This window comes from Bacillus cereus group sp. BfR-BA-01381 (genome assembly GCF_022663555.1).
Taxonomy (GTDB): domain Bacteria; phylum Bacillota; class Bacilli; order Bacillales; family Bacillaceae_G; genus Bacillus_A; species Bacillus_A pacificus.
In genome coordinates this window covers 23,424-41,389 of sequence record NZ_JAKUFR010000009.1, presented here as the reverse complement: position 1 = coordinate 41,389, position 17,966 = coordinate 23,424, and the positions used below count along the sequence as shown (strand labels likewise).

Below are 17,966 nucleotides of genomic sequence, written 5' to 3'. Positions count from 1 at the left end.
AGTGGATGTCCTTCCATTTTGCCAGTGCCGGTTTTTTATTGGATAATAGAGAAAATGAAGTTTTTATAAAGAAAGAAGGGGTTGTTTTGAAAGATTTAAATTCTATCTTTATGAGAGAAAAGATTGCTAGTTCTTATCTTTATTTTATTTCTTTTCTTGGTTTGGTTACTATAACTATATCTTTACTTGAAATTAAAATCCCTTCTCATCCAACAATACTCATATTGTTGTTACTATTTATGGGGATTGCAGAGTATTTTCCTGTAAGATTTTGGAGAGGAACTAGCTCGCTTACCTTTCCGATCATTTACACTATGAGTTGGCAGTTTGGAATCCATATAACTATTATTGCTATTGTACTCGTAACACTAATTATTCACCTGTATCGTCGTTCACCGATACAAAGAATGTTATTTAATAGTACTCAGCATGCACTTAGTTTGATCTTGGCCGAATGGTTTTCAAACAAATGTATGTCCTTATTCATTAATAAGATAGATATATCAGTTCTGTATGAAAATTTAATATCTTTGTTATTATTTTGCGTGTTTTTTTGTTTTTTCAACAATCGTTTTTACGATTTGTTAATGGTACTCCTTCCGCAGCCATATTCAATCCATCAGTGGTATAAAAAAACTGTAACGGTATTTCTTTGCGAAACTTTTGGTTTCTCTTATGCGGCACTGATGCACGTATTAATTAGTACATATAGTGTGGAAGTAAACGAGATTACAGTACTGTTTTTCTTTTTTCCACTTGTAGCAACTTCCGTTATTAGTTCTTTTTCTGTACAGATAAGGATGGAGAAAGAACGATTATATGAGTTATTTCTTATTACGACCGAAATTAGTCGAGGATTAACCGGAGGAAACTTGAAACATATTAAACAAGCACTTAAAGGATTTTTTGGCATACAAGCATATGTAATATGGACAAAAGATGATGGGAACTGGAATATTTTATTAAAAGATGGGAAAGTTTGCTCTTATATATCTGATGATTCAGAAAAGTTAAGGGCGTTTGAGGAACTTTCTAAAAATCTTGTATTTAATGATTGGAAAATTGGTACGGCTCCTGGAGATGAAATATTTGATAGTGTTATACGTTCACTTGTATATTTTCCTCTTATAGTAAATGATGAATTAGTCGGAATGTTTGTTGCAGGGAAAAGTAGAAATGCAGGTTTCTTTCCGGAGGATGTACAGTCGTTAGCTACATTTTCTAACCAATTAGCTAACGTTGTTAAAACAAGGATATTGATTTCTGAACAGGAAAAAAGAATGATCTTAGAAGAAAGAAATAGAATCGCCCGTGAAATTCATGATGGTATTGCGCAAACATTAGCCGGGGTGATATTCCAACTAGAATCCGCGCAGAAAAAATACCGTGATAAACCAAAAGATATGCAGCAAGTAGTAGAGAAAAGCATAAAAGATTTAAGAGGAAGCCTAGGAGAAGTTCGCTATTCAATTTATGCTTTAAAACCATATCCGACACAACAATTAGGCCTTAAGCAGGCAATAGCAAGTAAAATAAAATCTTTAAAACAAGAATATGAACTAGACATTACCTATCATGAAAGAGGTTATGCACGTGCACTTAGTTTTTCAAAAGAAAGAGTTATATTTGATACATTACAAGAGAGTTTGCAAAACATTGTAAAACATGCACAGGCAAAAAGGGCTGATGTTTTACTCAGCTATCAAAGTGAACACGTGCTTTTAAGGGTTAAGGATAATGGAGTTGGCTTTTCACTATTTGAGTCTATGGTTAAAACGAAGAATGAGCCACATTATGGTATATTACATATGAATGAACAAGCTGACCAATTAGGAGCTACTTTACAGATTGATAGTTCTGTAGGAAAAGGTACAGAAATTATACTGTTAATTCCAGATTCACAAACAAGGGGTGCGTAAAATGATTAAAATATTAGTAGTAGATGATCATGCTTTTTTACGGGATGCAATTAGGAGCATACTAGAGGATGAATCTGATATGAAAGTGGTTGGAGAAGCTAGCTCTGGGGATGGAGTATTGGGAAAGGTAGAAGAGTGCCGACCAGATTGTATTTTGATGGATATTAATCTTCCAGGGAAAAATGGGATTGAAGCTACAGAGTTAGTGAAAAAAAAATATCCGAGTTGCCGTGTACTTGTGTTTACAATGTATGAACATGACGAGTATTTAATGGATGCACTCCAGGCCGGTGCTGATGGTTATTTATTGAAGGATTCATCATCAGATCAGGTAGTAGCAGCAATTCGAATGTTATACCGAGGTGATTCAGTTATTCATCCGCGTATGACTAAAAAATTAATTACATATCATCAGCAAAAAATGAAAGTAGAATCAAATGAAAATGAACTGACGGAGCGTGAAAAGGAAATTCTCTTTGAACTAGTAAAAGGACTTAGTAATAAAGAAATTGCTGAAGTTTTATATATTAGTGATAAAACAGTTAAAATACACATCAATAAAATTTTTAAAAAACTAAATGTAAAAAGTCGATCGCAAGCAGTGATTTATGCAGTACGAAATCAATTGGTTCCGCTAGATTAAATAAGAAATATATCAAAGAACTATCGTGTCGCTTTATTCTGTATCACAAAGAATAAAGGACAAGGTAGTTCTTTTGTACTATGTAGGCATAGAATCCTTAGAGAAAAGATACTCCTTTTGTTCAATTTTCAGAATAATCAAAATGTGAAATAATGAAAATAGAATTACATTTTAACTTTATTAATATTTCATTTTGTGAAAATCTTTTATTGGGAATAAATGATGGGGGGCTCTTATAGAAAGAGTAAAGTGAGTGGTTAGCTATATGAGGTATGGGGATGGTAGTAGTGTTGGAAATCTTTCATGATACAAAAGATTAAGATTAATAGATTTTCCAATACTAAGTAGGAATGTAAGAATCAATTTGTTTCAAAAATAATATGTATAATGGGGAGATGCAATATGAAACGAGGGAAATTTGGAAAGATTCTTATTGGAACGTTAACAGTTGGAATGTTATTGTCTCAAGGAATTCCATATAACGTATTAGCGGAAGAGGTAAATACATCTACTTTAACTGGAATTGATGATGCAAATGCTATCTTAAAAGGCCTTACAAAGGAACAACGTAATGCCTTAAAAACGTTAGATACAAAACCAGGTTTTGTTATTTCGCCAGGTATCAATACAGCAAGTCCTAATAATGTGAATGTGATTATAGAATTTAAGCAAGCACCTAGCAAAATTGAAGTATTAAAACAAGCGGCTAAAGGGAAAAAGGTAGCTCTTTCAAATGCGGAACAAAAGGTAGAAGCATCACATAAAGGGTTTAAAGCAGAGCTTGAACAGCTTCAAAAGAATAAAGAGAAAGGGACAAATGTAAAATCTGTAAAGATAACAAGAGAATATAAGAATGTTTTTAATGGTGTAGCGATTTCTTTACCAGCAAATATGATCGAAGACTTAGTTCGTACCGGTATTGTTAAGCGCGTATGGGAAGATCATGAGGTTAAAATTGATTTGCCGAAAGAAACAGCTAAGACTGCTGTTGAACCGAAAATGGCAGATAGTGTACCACAAATTGGTGTGGACAAGCTACATGATGAAAAAATAACAGGTAAAGGTATTAAGGTAGGCGTACTGGACACAGGTATTGATTACAACCACCCGGATTTAAAAGATGCATATAAAGGGTATCGTGCAAAACAAGGTGAAGATCCAAGTAAAATAGATCCAAACTCCATAAAAGGATGGGACTTTGTGAATAATGATGCTGATCCAATGGAGACAACGTATAAGGATTGGCAAAATTCTGGAGGATATCCTGAGATTTATGAGGGAAGTGCATATTATACATCCCATGGTACGCATGTAGCTGGGACAATTGCTGCAGACAAACAGAATAGTGTGGATTATGCAGTGAAGGGCGTTGCTCCAGATGTAGATTTATATTCATATCGCGTATTAGGTCCATATGGAAGTGGACAAACAAGTGGTATTCTTGCTGCGATTGATAAAGCAGTGAAAGACGATATGGATGTTATCAATTTATCACTAGGGGCATCTATTAATGATCCTTTATATCCTACCTCTGTCGCAGTGAACAATGCGATGTTAGCTGGTGTTGTTACAGTAGTAGCAGCTGGTAATAGTGGTCCGGGAGAAGGTACCATTGGATCACCTAGTGCAGCGGCACTTCCAATTACAGTTGGAGCCAGTGACGCTGCAATGAATATCCCAACGTTTTCCGCCGATGCAGGTGATGTACATGTAGATAAGATGATGCTACTCGGAAAAAGCTTTACTGATAAGATTGAAGATTTGAAAGGACAATCCTTATCGGTTGTATATGGAGGGCTTGGGAAATCAGGTGATTTTACAGGGATAGATGTAAAAGGGAAGTTAGCTCTTATCCAACGCGGTGAGATTACATTTGATGAAAAAATTAAAAATGCTAAGGAAGCAGGCGCGAAGGCGGTAATCGTATACAACAATCTAGATGGGGAAATTACAAGTTATCTTGGGGAAAGTACTTCATCTATTCCATCGTTCCGCTTAACAAAAGTAGATGGTGAGAAATTACAAGCAAAAGCTGTACAAGGAGATGTGTCGTTAGCATTTGGAGAACTTAGTAGTATAAAAACAGAGGGAGATCACTTGGCTGATTTCAGCTCCCGTGGTCCTGCAACTAAAACAGATGATATTAAGCCGGATATTGTAGCACCAGGTGTGTCTATTTTTTCAACTGTTCCTGAATATATTAATGATCCAAAAGATGGAGAAAATTATCCGGTAGCATATGGACGTATGTCAGGTACATCAATGGCAACTCCTCATACTGCAGGGGTAGCGGCACTCATTTTACAAGAACATCCAAACTATAGTCCATTTGAAGTAAAAGAAGCACTTATGAATACCGCAGTTGACTTAAAAGAAGAGCGTTCTGTATTTGAGGTGGGCTCAGGGCGAATTGATGCATATCGTGCAGTTCATGCAGATACATCTATAGAGGTTATCGATAAAACATCAAACGTTGTAGATGATGAAGAAGTAGAAATTGAAGAAAAAACAGGCTCTATTGCATTTGGGTATAAAAATCAACTTGAAAATGGGCCTATTAAAGATAGTCGAAAAGTCTTAATTAAGAATAGCAGTAAAACTGATGGGAAAGAGTTTAAATTAGAAGTAGAGTTTTCACCTACAAGTGTAGGTGTGCAAGATGCAGCGAAGAATGGTGTGAAGCTAAATGTACCAGATTCTATTAAAGTAGCTCCTGGTGCATCAGAGGAAATTAGCCCTGAAATTATTATTTCAGAAAACGCTGAATTTGGTAGATATGAGGGCTATATTCATATTTCAAATAAAAACAATGAAAAAGAAGTATATCAAGTACCATTTGCAGTTAAATTCACAGAAAAAGGGATTGCGTCTGTAGATTTACTGAGAGATGCAATGGCAACAGATGCTTCGAAATTCCATCCATTTATGGAAAGACCAAGTTCGCCGTTGACATTTAAATTAAATAGCCCTCTTGAAACCATTGATGCAGTTGTAAAGGACAGAAAGACAGGGAAGGCATTAGGAGTCGTTGGTACACTTAATGCAAGTAGTCTAACACCGAATGTTGAATATATGATGTTTTCTGGAATGGGAGGCTATGTACTTCCATTCACAGGAGATCCAGCTCATCCAATTGCGGATAAACCTGTTATGTTGCCTGATGGAGATTACGAATTGAACTTCGTTGGATATGATAAAGAAGGAAAATCTTATACGAAAGGCGATAGCATTATCATTGATAATGTAATACCTGAAATGAAATTTAAGGATGTACAAGCTGGTATACACGAAGTCAATGATTCTATGTTTAAAGAAGAAGACGGCCAGCGTGCATTATGGGTGCATGGTAATATTTATGATTCTACAGTAGATGCATTAAAAGCAAAAGGCTTGAAGTATGATCAAAAAGCGAATCAAATTGTATATTATCAAAACTCAGCCTTCCCATCAGGCTGGTTGAATACAATTCAAGCAAATGGTGATTTTAAATTTGGGGTACTTCCAGAGGAAATAAACGAGCCGTTAAATTTAAAATTATTTGGATATGATCTTGCAACTGCAGGGAATATGGCAACTGGATATAAAGATTACGTCTTTGTAAAGGAAGGGACAGAATACGCTGTTCCAAGTTATGACAAAGAGAAAATAAAATTAGGTGAAAAAATTACGTTAACTTTGAATCTCAATAATGTAAAACAGCTTATGTCAGGTACATTTGAAATTCCTTATTACAAGCAGCTCTTTAAATTTACGGATGTGAAACCAAATCCAGCACTTACGGAATATGTAAAACAACATGGACTGAATCTTAAATTAGAAGATTCGAAGGTAAGTGAAGAAGGAGCTTGGGAAAACAAGGTGAAAGTTGGCGCGTCATTGGAAGGAAAAGAATTTAAAGGATTAGATGGAGATACACCATTTTTAGATGTTACATTCGAGATGACGAGTGATGAATACTTTAATGATTTAACTGCATTTGGAGTAGATAAGTTCTCTTATACAAAAGTTGGTGCAACAGAGGGAAATGAGATTCCTGTATTTAAAGATAAATCTTTTGCTATTGTTTCGAAACATTCAACGGTTACAGGATATATTGGTCCGGAAGCTTTCTTGAATGAAGAGGGGTATTTAGGTAAGAAAGACTATACAAAACTAGGAGCAAAAGTGTACACAGTTGGCAAGGATGGAAAGAAATATTCAGGAACGATTAGTGATAACGGACAATTTGAAATTCATAGTGTTCCAGTAAGTGATAAAGAATATGATATTTTTGTAGAAATGCCAGGTCATTTAAATAGTAAATTAACAACAAAAATAGGGAAAATGCAGGATGGAGAATTAGTGGGACAAAACTTTAGAGCGGACATGGATGATAACCTTGCAGGTGATGTAAATGGAGATAAAATGGTGGATATTCAAGATGCTAGAATAGTAGCTCTATCATATGGAAAAGGAAAAGTATCTGTAAAAGATGGAGATATAAACCAAGATGGTGTTGTAGATGAAACGGATATTCGTTTTATTGAGAAAAACTTCTTGAAAAAAGGTCCAGATGCCAAAGAAAATCAGAAACCGAAAGAAAATGTAGGGCCAGTGACGTTAGATAAAATCTTACGATCTATCGGTTTAGAACCCAAAAAATAAGTGGAAAAACTTCTAGAGTAAATAAAGTAATCAGACAATGAATAGTAAATGAAATGAGATTGGCTAACAAATAACCGGTAATGATATACGGTAACATTACCGGTTATTTTAAAAGTAATAGTCGTTGGGGTACATGAAGTAACTAGTTTAAAGTGTATTTACTTTCGTTATGGAACAAGGTAGTTGCTTAATGATTTTTGTTTGTGGGATGGAAATAAGGATTGTAGTTTGAACTTTAAAAATAGGGGGACTTGTGAAATGAGCATGAAGAAAAAACTTGGTATGGGTGTTATAACTGCAGCGCTGGGCTTATCTTTAATTGGTGGGGGAACATATGCGTATTTTAGTGATAAGGAAGTATCACAAAACACGTTTGCAGCGGGTACTTTAGATTTGAGTGTGAATCCTGAAGTTGTTATTAATGTCGACAATCTGAAACCAGGTGATGAAATGGAGCGCGGTTTTCAATTAGTTAACAAAGGAACCTTAGCAATAGGAGATGTGAAACTCCTGACAGATTACAATGTAATCGATGCGAAAGGGGATAATGGAAATGCTGATTTTGGTGATCATATCCGTGTGGATTTCTTGTGGAATTTGGATAAAAATGAGGTTCCAATTTGGTCTACTACACTATCTGAATTAAAGGTAGCTACGCAAAATGGAAGTATTCCTGATCTTGTAAAGAAAGGTATTGTAGATCGAGAAGGAAATGGACTTGCTCCTGGTGATGATGATACCTTTTATGTAATGTTCACATTTGTAGATAGTGGTGAAGACCAAAATGTATTTCAGGGAGATGCATTGAAATTAAATTGGACGTTTAATTCCATGCAAGCAAGCGGTGAAGAAAAGTAAGTGTAATGATTTGTATACTGTATGTTTAAGACGTATAGTATTCGATTAAAAGAACGGTACCAAAATTGAAGAGTTTATCGTGAATGGTAAAGCTCCTCATAAATATATAGATTAGAAAACTGATGACGATTTCGCTTTTATAATACATCGTAAAATATATTTTACGATGTATTTTGTTGTAAGTTGAATAGTATAGGAATATTAAATAATTGTTCAGCTTTTTAGATGCCTTGAGGGAATTTAGCGCTTTACGCTAGCTTTGCAGCTTTCCTGGCCCTTTATCCCCAAAAACTAAAGTATTTACTAAAGTCTTTATAAGGAGATAAAAAGCTTTTTAATTCTTGACTAATATCTTCTAGATTCCCATATATATTATCTGCGGCTAAATTAATTTCCTCATTAAAGTTATATAGCTGTTCATCTACATAACTGAATTCCTCACAGCAATTATTATGTATCAAATTAAATATAAATGGTTTTATTTTCAATACATTTTCTTCATTTAGAATAAATTTATCCCATAACAGTCCCAATATTATTTTTATGGGTAATTTTTTATCATACGTTCCTTTTATATTTTTTAATTTAGGTACGATGTCAATCAACTTATCATTACTAGATAGAGAAACTTCTATAATTTCAATTGAAGGACTATCTAATGTTTCGATTGTATGATCAGCCCAATCAATTACTTCAGTTTTTGAAAATAAACCAATTTGTAGCCCTATACTCAGAACCTCAGCTGTTATTTTTATGTTATTCATATATATAATTCCTTATGTTTTTTGATAATTATACATCGCAGTAACCTAAATTTCAAAAAGGGTGTTGCTAGTATGCAGTAACTACAGGGATTTTTAAATTTAGCATCCCTCTACATTGTTACCCAGCCAAAAGATAAAATTCCTCCTAAAACGAAAAAAGATGAACAAAATAATAAAAAAGGTTCATTTCTATTTCTTTTTTAGTTTCTATTCTTTTGTAAAGGAACTTAGTAGATGAAAAGGGGACATTGCACAATTAATTGGGAGATAAGTACAAGTAACTTTGAACAATATTAAGTTCACCATTTTTATGGTGCCCCTTTTTCTATAACGGTAAGTTCAAATTATGTTTCTATTAAATAAAAAATACATCCTTATAGGGATGTATTTTTTATTTAATAATAATGTTATAAATTATTCTACATGAACCGATATACTTTTAGATAATACTTGCATTGAGAAAGGAACTCTAGCTTCAAAAGCTATAGTGTTTGTTGAATTTGATGTGTTTGAGAAGATGTACGAATCTTTGATACGTAATCTAAATGTTTTTTCAGATCCGAATGGACCAGTATAAGAACTGACTTCGTCTAAAGAACTTCCTGCATATCTAATACCATTAACAGTTAAAGCTTCTGAATATGAATCCGGTGTGCCTACTTCACTCACTTTCACATAAAGGTAATCGCCCTTAAGAACAGGAATAGATAAGTAAGAGCTTGCACTATACATTTTGTTATTATCACCTATAGCACTAATGCTTACACTTCGTAGTGGAGAAGAATCCGCTTTTGAAATAGATGGTAAAAATGCTAGTGTTAGTGCAAAACACATAGCTAACATGCTCATGAATTTTTTCATATTAACAACCCCTTAGGTATTTATTTAACATCCTGTATTTTACAGGGTGAAAATGTAAATTTCAATATTGTTATATAAAGAATAGATATGAAATTATGCATATTTATTATAAAGCATACCAAAACGCGGATACATAACTCCCTTGTGGTCACAGTCGGGATACGCAAATAACAAAAAGAAAAAGGAGGTTTCTTTCTAAGAGTAGAGGATCTCTTTGTACTTGGTACCGATAATGAAGAAGTTATACTAACTTGACATGTATAGAGTATACAACCAAAACCAAATAACAAATCATCTCTTTCAAATGGTAAAATAGGGAAAAGGAGGTCCTGTATAATGCCTTTAGAAAACTCTATTGATTATATTGGAGTTGCTATTATATTAATGATCATCGGTGCTTTGCTTGGGGGGATTATACGTATAATTCGATATTCTAGCAATCGCAAAAAGCAAGATTCAGTTGAGCAAAAGTTAGATAAAGTTATTCAACTGTTAGAAAAACAAAACAAAGATTGACCTTACTCAAAGTAGAATTAGTTTGCAATAGCTCCCAATAATGAAAATTATGTAAATGAGCTGTCCATATGGACGGCTCATTTTTTTACTTAGCATGTATTTTCTCCGAAATGCTGAAGGTACGATATCGTTATCAAGTTAAGAACAGCAAATATCCTCAAAATGAAAAACTAAGCGGTTTTTAACCCGGAGGTGTTATAAAATATGGTTTATCGGAAATCTACGATTATGCTTGCTCTTCTTTATATACTTTTATCAAAACTCTAGAATCTAAATTTCATGATTGTTTTTATGTTCTCTTATAACTGATAAATGAGTATTTCCTAAAACTTGAATTCCAATTATCAATATGAGCATTAGTAACATTATACAGGCAAATAGCCAGAAAGTAATTTGGACAGGGTACTTATCCATACTTTGTCCTATAATAATTGGGATCAATGATCCACCTAGGCCGTTTGTAGCTAATAATATACTAGTTGTCTTTTCTGTTTGACCAGGAAAATATAGGTTTGTGATAATTAAGGCAATTGCAAACATTGCTGCCATAAATAAACCCAGAAAGAAACATAGAAAGAAACCTAACCAGACATTACCGCTAATGGCTAGCAAAATAAGTACAACTAAGCCGCCGATATTAATTGAAAGTAAAAACTTGTTATAGGTAAGCTTTTCGGAGATAATACCTGTTAACGCGCGCCCTATTACCATTGCCGCCCAGTAAACAGTTACAGTCAGTGTTGCAAGAGAATTAGGGACTTCCCACTCTTCCATGAAAAGTGAAGGTAAAAAATGAACAATAGATACTTCGCTCCCACCATAACAGAAGAAATATATCGCAGAAAATGTAATGATTAAAAACGTCTTTTTAGTATAAGAACCAGTTGTTTTATTAATAGGTGTATTGGGATTGGTATTCTTTATAAGAAATTCATCTACTTCACCAAAAGACAATACCTTCCATCCAATCATAACTAAAAATGAGCTCAACCCCAATATTAAAAATGCATACTCCCAAATACCCTTACTTATAAGTATGCTCGAGAAAAGTGGCATGAATAGTGCACCTAATCCAAATGCAACCTCTAGTTTACCCATTGCTGAGGCTTGTTTTTCTTGAAATGTAACTAAGATGATTGTGCCAATACAAGATTCTGCTAATCCAGCCCCGAATCCTGCTAATCCGACTAATGGAAAAAGAAAATACCAAGTTGGTAGGAAAAATGAAAAAAGTTCAAAACTAATCATAATTAAACCCAGGAGAACAACATTTTTACGTCCTAGTTTTCTAACTAGGATAGGCATGCTAAGTACACCAAATAAAAAACCAACAAATTGACCAAAGATGAGTAAACCACCATTACTATAATTTTGGTTATAGTGAAGTAGAATCTCAGGTAGCATTGCACCAATGATGACTAAGGTAAAAGCGATTAACATGTAAGAAAAGAAGCTTATCCAAAGTAAACGTTTTAACAACTATTTCTCCCCCTTATAAATAATTTATTATTGTTTAAATCAATTGCATATACTAAATATTTAATATCTAGATATTACCAATATTGTTATGTAGAAAAAATTTTAATTTTAAAATTAAATTTTTAAAGGTTAATAATTTTTAATTATACTACCTTTTATTTTGTTTTTTCTAAAAATTCATTATTTTTTACTTTCTCAACATAATTTACTTTAATTTAACTTGTAGTATGGATATTTCACATTATATTATGAGACTGTTATTTAATAACAATTTTCAAATTTTGGTGCATAAGTAAATACAGTCATAATCCATTATTTGTTAGGTGGGGCCCCTAACAAACAAATTTTAACATTACTAAAATAATAGGAGTGTTGTAAAAATGAATGGTAAAGTTAAAAGTTTAACAAACCCTGACAGTCTGTATTACAAAGTAGACGATGTTGTAATGGAGAGAGGGGAAGGCATCTACCTTTACGATCAAAATGGAAATAAATATTTTGACTGCGCATCAGCTACATTCAATTTGAATTTAGGGTACAGTAATAAAGAAGTGATCGACGTAGTAAAAAATCAAATGGATAATCTTATTCATGTTACTTCATCCTATCAAACAGACCCCGTAAATAAATTAGCAGAGAAACTTGTTGAAATTGCTCCTAGCAATCTCACAAGAGCACACCCAAAAGTTAGCAGTGGTTCAGCAGCGAATGAAGGTGCTATTAAAATGGCACAATACAAAACTGGGAAACGTGATGTTATTTCTTTGTTCCGCAGCCATTTGGGACAAACATATATGATGTCAGCTCTTTCAGGAAATGCTTTTCGAAGAGAACCATTCCCACCTCAATTTTCCTTTGGATTGCAAGTCCCAGACCCTTATTGCATGCGTTGTTTTTATAATCAAAAATCTGATTCTTGTGGAATGCTATGTGTGGAGAGGATTAATGATTTTATTGAATATGCAAGTACTGGGAATGTTGCAGCTATTATGGTCGAGCCGATCTCAGGAAATGGAGGAAATATTGTTCCACCAAAAGGATATTTCAAAGCGTTAAAAAAATTATGTGAAGAACACGATATTGCATTAATTTTTGATGAAATACAAACTGGATTTGGTAGGACAGGTAAGATGTTTGCTGCTGATTACTTTGATGTACAACCGAATATGATGACAGTAGCTAAAGGTTTAGGTGGAACTGGATTCCAAGTTGCAGCTATTCTTACCGAAGAGAAGTATGTGGGAATGCCTGGGCATCATCACTCTTTTACTTATGGATCCAATGTAATGGCGTCTGCTGCAGCATGTACCACAATTGATATATTACAAAGACCTGGATTTTTGGACAACGTGACTGTCGTTGGAAATTATATAATGGAACGTTTAGAAAAAATGAAAGATAGATTTAAGTTTATTGGAGATGTAAGGGGTGTAGGTTTAATGATTGGGGTTGAAATAGTAAAAGATAATAATGAACCCGATGTTGAGCTTACAAATCATATTGCAAAACGTGCTATGGATCATGGCATAATTATCAGAACGTCTAGATATGGCTACGGAAATGTTTTTAAAATTCGTCCACCTCTTACTATTACTCTAAGTGAAGCAGAAGAATTGTGTTATAAATTAACTCATCTATTGGAGGAAATCAAATGAAAACCTATATTATTGAGTTAGGAAAATACGTATATGATAAGGTGAAAAGTCAAAAGGGAACTTTGAAAAATCGTTTGGTTAATGGATATTCCCCAGGTGGAGACGCACAGTTTAATATTGATGCTGCAGCAGAAAATGCGGTTCTAGATTATATAGCAGATAAGAAAGAACCGGTTGCATTCTATACTGAAGATGGTGGACTTAAGATTTTTGGAGAAAATCCACAATATATTTTAATTGTAGATCCAATTGATGGTACACGTCCTGCAGCTGCAGGACTTGAAATGTCTTGTATTTCTATTGCTTTAGCAAAATACAAGGACAACTCTAAAATTAAAGATATTGAATATGCGTTTTTAATGGAACTGAAAACAGGTAACTACATGTATAGTGATATTTTTTCAAATTCCATTGAATTTGAAGGCTATAATAGCCAATTACCAAACTTAAGTCAGGGTAAAGATATTAAGAATATGTTTTGGAGTTTTGAATTTAACGGTCATCCTACTAATTTAATGATTGAAGCTTATGGACATCTAATTGATGAGTCAGCAAATAATGGTGGCGTATTTATATTTAATAGTGCATCTTATTCTATTTCACGAATTATTACAGGTCAAATGGATGCATATGTAGATATCGGGAATAGACTTCTTAAAGATTATCCAGATTTGTTACCAGATTTTCAAAGGGTAGGAAATGGCCAAGTCTTACACCTCTTTCCATATGATATAGCTGCTAGTGTATTTCTAGCGAAAAAAGCAGGAGTATTTATTACTGACGCATATGGTAATTCTTTAGATGAAACTCTTTTAACAGATCTCAGTTATACTAACCAGCAGTCATGTATAGCAGCTTCTACCAAAGAATTACACCAAAATTTATTGGAGAAAATTAATTGGAAACGGAGCGTGAAAAAGTATGAAGGCATTGGTATGGACTGAAAATAAAGCGTTAGAATATAAAGAAGTGGAAGAACCTCAAATACAAAAAAATAATGATGTAAAAGTCAAGATTTATGGTACTGGGATTTGTGGGACCGATCTAAATGTATTAAAAGGGAAGATGTATGCCGCTCCAAATATGGTTATGGGACATGAATCGGTTGGAGTCGTAGTGGAGGTAGGAGAAGAGGTTAGAAATGTAACCGTGGGAGATCGTGTTGTAATTGATCCTACCCAGTTTTGTGGGAAATGTTATTACTGTAGAAAAGGTTTAACATGCTATTGCGAAGAGTTTGATGAATGGCAGCTAGGAATTGGTGCTCATGGGACTTTTGGAGAATATTACGTTGGAGAAGATAGATTTATTTACAAATTACCTGAATCAATGGAATGGGAGAGAGCAACATTAATTGAACCTCTTTCATGTGTTCTTAGCGTTATAGAAAAAGCTAATATAAAACCAGATGACTCTGTTCTAGTTTTAGGGTCTGGGCCGATTGGACTATTAGTTCAGATGATTGCTAGAAAACTTTCTAGAATTACAGTTGCCACGGAAATTGGTCCCTTTAGAACAGAAGCTGCACGAAAAATAACTAAATATGTATATCATCCGCAAAAACTTACTTTAGAAGAAATCTACCGGATTAATCAAGGAAGAAAGTTCGATGTAATTTTTGATGCCATAGGTAATCAACTAGACTGGGCATATCCGTTAATTGAAAAAGGTGGAAGGCTTATTCCGATGGGGTTTGATGATACCTATGAGTTTAAGGTTAAACCGTTTGAATTACTATCAAAAGGGATTACAATTATTGGAACTGGAGAAGCGCATCATATGATGGAAAAGGCTTTATCCTGTGCTATAGATCTTCCAGAATTATCGAATTTAATTACGGAAAAGGTAGCTCTTGAAAATTTTGATACAGCTATTGGTAACTTAATGGGATTTGACCCAACTACTAATGAAAGAAAAGAGATTAATTCCATTAAAACAATATTAGTCTCTGAACCTACTAGTATCTAAGAAAGGTTCTGTACAAGTTTTTTTAGGAACAGATAATCCCATTGAATAATTGTCTATGTATGAAATTGTCAAATATTGCTGTGATTTTTCTGCAAAAAGTTGTAATTCATGTTGAATCGAAAAATTCATAAAAACGTTATTCTTTCTAGTATCTTTTTAGAAAGAATAACGTTTTTTACACTTCTTTTATTCAGAATCTCTAAAACATCAATTCAGGAATGTGCAAATCGTTTTTTAATAAGTTCCAAGTCTCATCTAGAATCGGTTTTGGTGGGATGTAAATAATTGTTCCATCACGACCTCTTGTTAAAATAACTCTATATGCATAGAGCTTAATTTGGAACGGATCTTTAACACCCCATTGATAGTGCTGTTCCTTCCAAGTCCCCTTCTGTAGATATAGATCATCATCCCAATGAACAAGCGTCATATCTAGTTCAAGTCCCTGTGTTTGAAATTCAGTTGAGCTATAGTTGAGCGCCCTACAATAGTACTAGGATTCGGGATAGTTAAAGTATTGAGCGATCTTACTAGGCCGTTCATACCGTTCATCCCTTGGTAAAACAGGGGCTTCCTTTTGACGATTAGCGCCACCAGCACAGACAACGCTAACAGTTTTTGTATCATCATGATAAAGCTGATGTAAAGTAAGTGGGGCTTTGGCTAAATCACGCGTAATAAAAAGTTGATAATGTTCTTTTGGTAGCCTATGAATAAGCTGTTTTGTTTGTTCAAAATTAGTATCTAATAAGGTATTAATAATTTCATAGTATTTTAAAGCTGCATGAGCACGGAAAGATGAGTTTAAATGTAGCTGAGAATGTGTTCTATAATGTGCTGTATTTGTAAATATAGAATTAGGATGTTTAGAGTGAACAGTCACGTTTTTTCCAGCGATCGCAGTATTCCATAAAGCAAGGCCGCCTTCTTCACCAGAATAAATCTCTTGTCCTTCACTAATTAAGCCAATTGTTAAACTCCACGGTTTATTGTTTGTTGTAATATTCATTATAATATCAGGTTCACTTAAGTTTTGGGCTTTTCGATTTCTTTTAGTGATTGATCGACCCTTTTGTATCCCATGTCCGTTGAGTTTCATCAAAAATGATAATCTGTTCTTTGGGAATCATTCTCTTTTCGAGAAAGTCCATTTTATATCCATATAAACCTTGTACGAAAGTTCTATTTTTCAACGTATCTTGTAATACATCTACTAATGGTCCGTTGCCAGATAAATAAACTGCATTTTTCATCTCATGTGCAATGGTCAGACCCAGGTATGTTTTACCTGCTCCTGGCTCGCCAGATACTAAAATGAGATGATGGGTATTTGTATGTTGGGCCTCTTCAATAATTGAACGTACAGTTTGTTGTATTTCTGAAAAGTTACTGCTTGATACAGCTTTAATGTCAGGAAGCGGTTCATTATTTAAAATGGATCGAGCAGCTTCTAACATAGACACTATTGATTATATCCTCTAGCGTTAAAGTTGGTGCTTCTGTTTTATTTAACGTATTCCCCGAAAGAATTCATTAAAAAATTCCTTTTGTGTACCAAGAAGCAAAATATTTTTATGATAAAATATAAAAAAAGATGATGAAGAAGGGATAATTAAAGTGAAACCAACAATTTATGATGTTGCGGAAAAAGCAGGTGTATCAATAGCGACTGTATCCAAGGTAATTAATCAAACTGGGCGTATTAGTGAAAAAACAATAAACAAAGTAAATCAGGTAATGGATGAACTAGATTACCAGCCAAGTAGTGTAGCGGCAGCGTTAACAGGTAAAAAAACATATGCAATTGGGGTACTTGTCCCAGACATCTCAAACCCTTTTTTTGCAGAAGTAGCAAGAGCTTTTGAAAATAGTGCACGAGAATCAGGGTATACACTCATTTTATGTAGTACAGACCATCAAACCAAACGTGAGCACGAATACATTGATTTACTATTTAAAAAGCAAGTAGATGGCATTATTATTGCAACGGAGCTAAATGATTATAAACTTGTTAAAAAAATCGTGAATCGGGATTTGCCACTAGTATTATTCACTGTAGATCATCCTTCTATCACGACTCATGTTGTGACAACTGATGATATGAGGGGAGGCTATCTAGCTGGAAGTTATCTAACGCAGAAAGGCCATACATCTTTAACGATTATGATGGAGAAGGATAGAAAAAGTAGCTTAGGGAGATTGACTGGTTTCAAACAAGCTCTTACGGATTCAGGAATTTCGTTAGATGACGATGCTATTATTAGTTGCTATTCGACAGTGGAAGATAGCAAACGTGCAAGTAAAGAGTTACTTAATTTACCTAACAGACCTACAGCGGTTTTTGCTTGTACAGATTTGATTGCTATATGCCTTATGAATGAAGCAAGAAAACAAGGGCTTTCAATTCCAGAAGATTTATCAATTATCGGATTTGATAATACAATCTATGCTGAGATTGCAGATCCGGGGTTAACGACAATTGAGCAGCCAATTAAACAAATGGCAGCCTGCACGTTTGAACAACTGCTAAAAACGATGGAAATGAAGGAGCATGCTAAGCAAAAAATTACAATTATTCCTAAGTTAGTAGAGCGATCCTCAGTAAAGGATATTACATGATAGCTTTTTTCAAGTCTATTTGAGTGTAACAAAAGAAGGT

At 34.1% G+C, this 17,966-nt stretch carries 12 protein-coding genes and 1 pseudogene; 9 read left to right on the top strand and 4 right to left on the bottom strand.

Translation table 11 applies throughout. The features are described 5' to 3' along the window. The first annotated feature begins 86 nt into the window (after positions 1–86). From MR079_RS04990 to MR079_RS04975, 4 genes are all read left to right on the top strand, one after another. Entirely contained in the window at positions 87–1,919 is a 1,833-nt protein-coding gene (locus MR079_RS04990) for a GAF domain-containing sensor histidine kinase (RefSeq protein ID WP_242293675.1), read from the top strand. Between the two features lies 1 nt (position 1,920). Continuing rightward, on the top strand, positions 1,921–2,562 hold the full coding sequence (locus MR079_RS04985; protein ID WP_016100091.1) for a response regulator: 642 nt from the start codon (positions 1,921–1,923) through the stop codon (positions 2,560–2,562). 402 nt (positions 2,563–2,964) lie between these two features. Further along, positions 2,965–7,206, top strand: a complete 4,242-nt coding sequence (locus MR079_RS04980; RefSeq protein WP_242293654.1) for a S8 family serine peptidase — start codon at positions 2,965–2,967, stop codon at positions 7,204–7,206. 258 nt (positions 7,207–7,464) lie between these two features. Beyond that, positions 7,465–8,064, top strand: coding sequence for a TasA family protein (locus MR079_RS04975; protein ID WP_000061950.1), 600 nt, complete (start codon positions 7,465–7,467; stop codon positions 8,062–8,064). A gap of 278 nt (positions 8,065–8,342) precedes the next feature. Here MR079_RS04975 and MR079_RS04970 read toward each other — a convergent pair whose 3' ends face one another. Together MR079_RS04970 and MR079_RS04965 are read right to left on the bottom strand one after the other, a co-directional pair. Further along, a complete protein-coding gene (locus tag MR079_RS04970) occupies positions 8,343–8,828 on the bottom strand; it encodes a hypothetical protein (protein WP_048554417.1) in 486 nt (161 codons plus the stop codon). A gap of 414 nt (positions 8,829–9,242) precedes the next feature. Then, entirely contained in the window at positions 9,243–9,689 is a 447-nt protein-coding gene (locus tag MR079_RS04965; RefSeq protein WP_048554419.1) for a hypothetical protein, read from the bottom strand. Between the two features lie 336 nt (positions 9,690–10,025). Between MR079_RS04965 and MR079_RS04960 the strand changes: the two genes are divergently transcribed. Beyond that, a complete protein-coding gene (locus MR079_RS04960) occupies positions 10,026–10,205 on the top strand; it encodes a DUF4083 family protein (RefSeq protein ID WP_242293653.1) in 180 nt (59 codons plus the stop codon). Positions 10,206–10,475: 270 nt separating this feature from the next. Here MR079_RS04960 and MR079_RS04955 read toward each other — a convergent pair whose 3' ends face one another. After that, complete coding sequence (locus MR079_RS04955) at positions 10,476–11,684, bottom strand: MFS transporter (protein WP_242293652.1); 1,209 nt, start codon at positions 11,682–11,684, stop codon at positions 10,476–10,478. Positions 11,685–12,064: 380 nt separating this feature from the next. Here MR079_RS04955 and MR079_RS04950 point away from each other — a divergent pair, with 380 nt between their 5' ends. From MR079_RS04950 to MR079_RS04940, 3 genes are read left to right on the top strand one after another with little or no spacing between them, the layout of a single operon-like run. After that, positions 12,065–13,339, top strand: coding sequence for an aspartate aminotransferase family protein (locus MR079_RS04950; protein ID WP_139869133.1), 1,275 nt, complete (start codon positions 12,065–12,067; stop codon positions 13,337–13,339). Next, positions 13,336–14,283, top strand: coding sequence for an inositol monophosphatase family protein (locus MR079_RS04945; RefSeq protein ID WP_242293651.1), 948 nt, complete (start codon positions 13,336–13,338; stop codon positions 14,281–14,283). The genes MR079_RS04950 and MR079_RS04945 overlap by 4 nt, the downstream gene beginning before the upstream one ends. Next, a complete protein-coding gene (locus MR079_RS04940) occupies positions 14,261–15,307 on the top strand; it encodes a zinc-dependent alcohol dehydrogenase (protein ID WP_242293650.1) in 1,047 nt (348 codons plus the stop codon). The genes MR079_RS04945 and MR079_RS04940 overlap by 23 nt, the downstream gene beginning before the upstream one ends. A 199-nt stretch (positions 15,308–15,506) precedes the next feature. On the opposite strand, the pseudogene MR079_RS04935 reads toward MR079_RS04940, so the two are convergent. Then, positions 15,507–16,819 (bottom strand): annotated as a pseudogene (locus tag MR079_RS04935) (DNA/RNA helicase domain-containing protein); the annotation flags it as partial. A gap of 105 nt (positions 16,820–16,924) precedes the next feature. Here MR079_RS04935 and MR079_RS04930 point away from each other — a divergent pair. Then, positions 16,925–17,926, top strand: coding sequence for a LacI family DNA-binding transcriptional regulator (locus MR079_RS04930; RefSeq protein ID WP_242293649.1), 1,002 nt, complete (start codon positions 16,925–16,927; stop codon positions 17,924–17,926). Positions 17,927–17,966 lie beyond the last annotated feature (40 nt).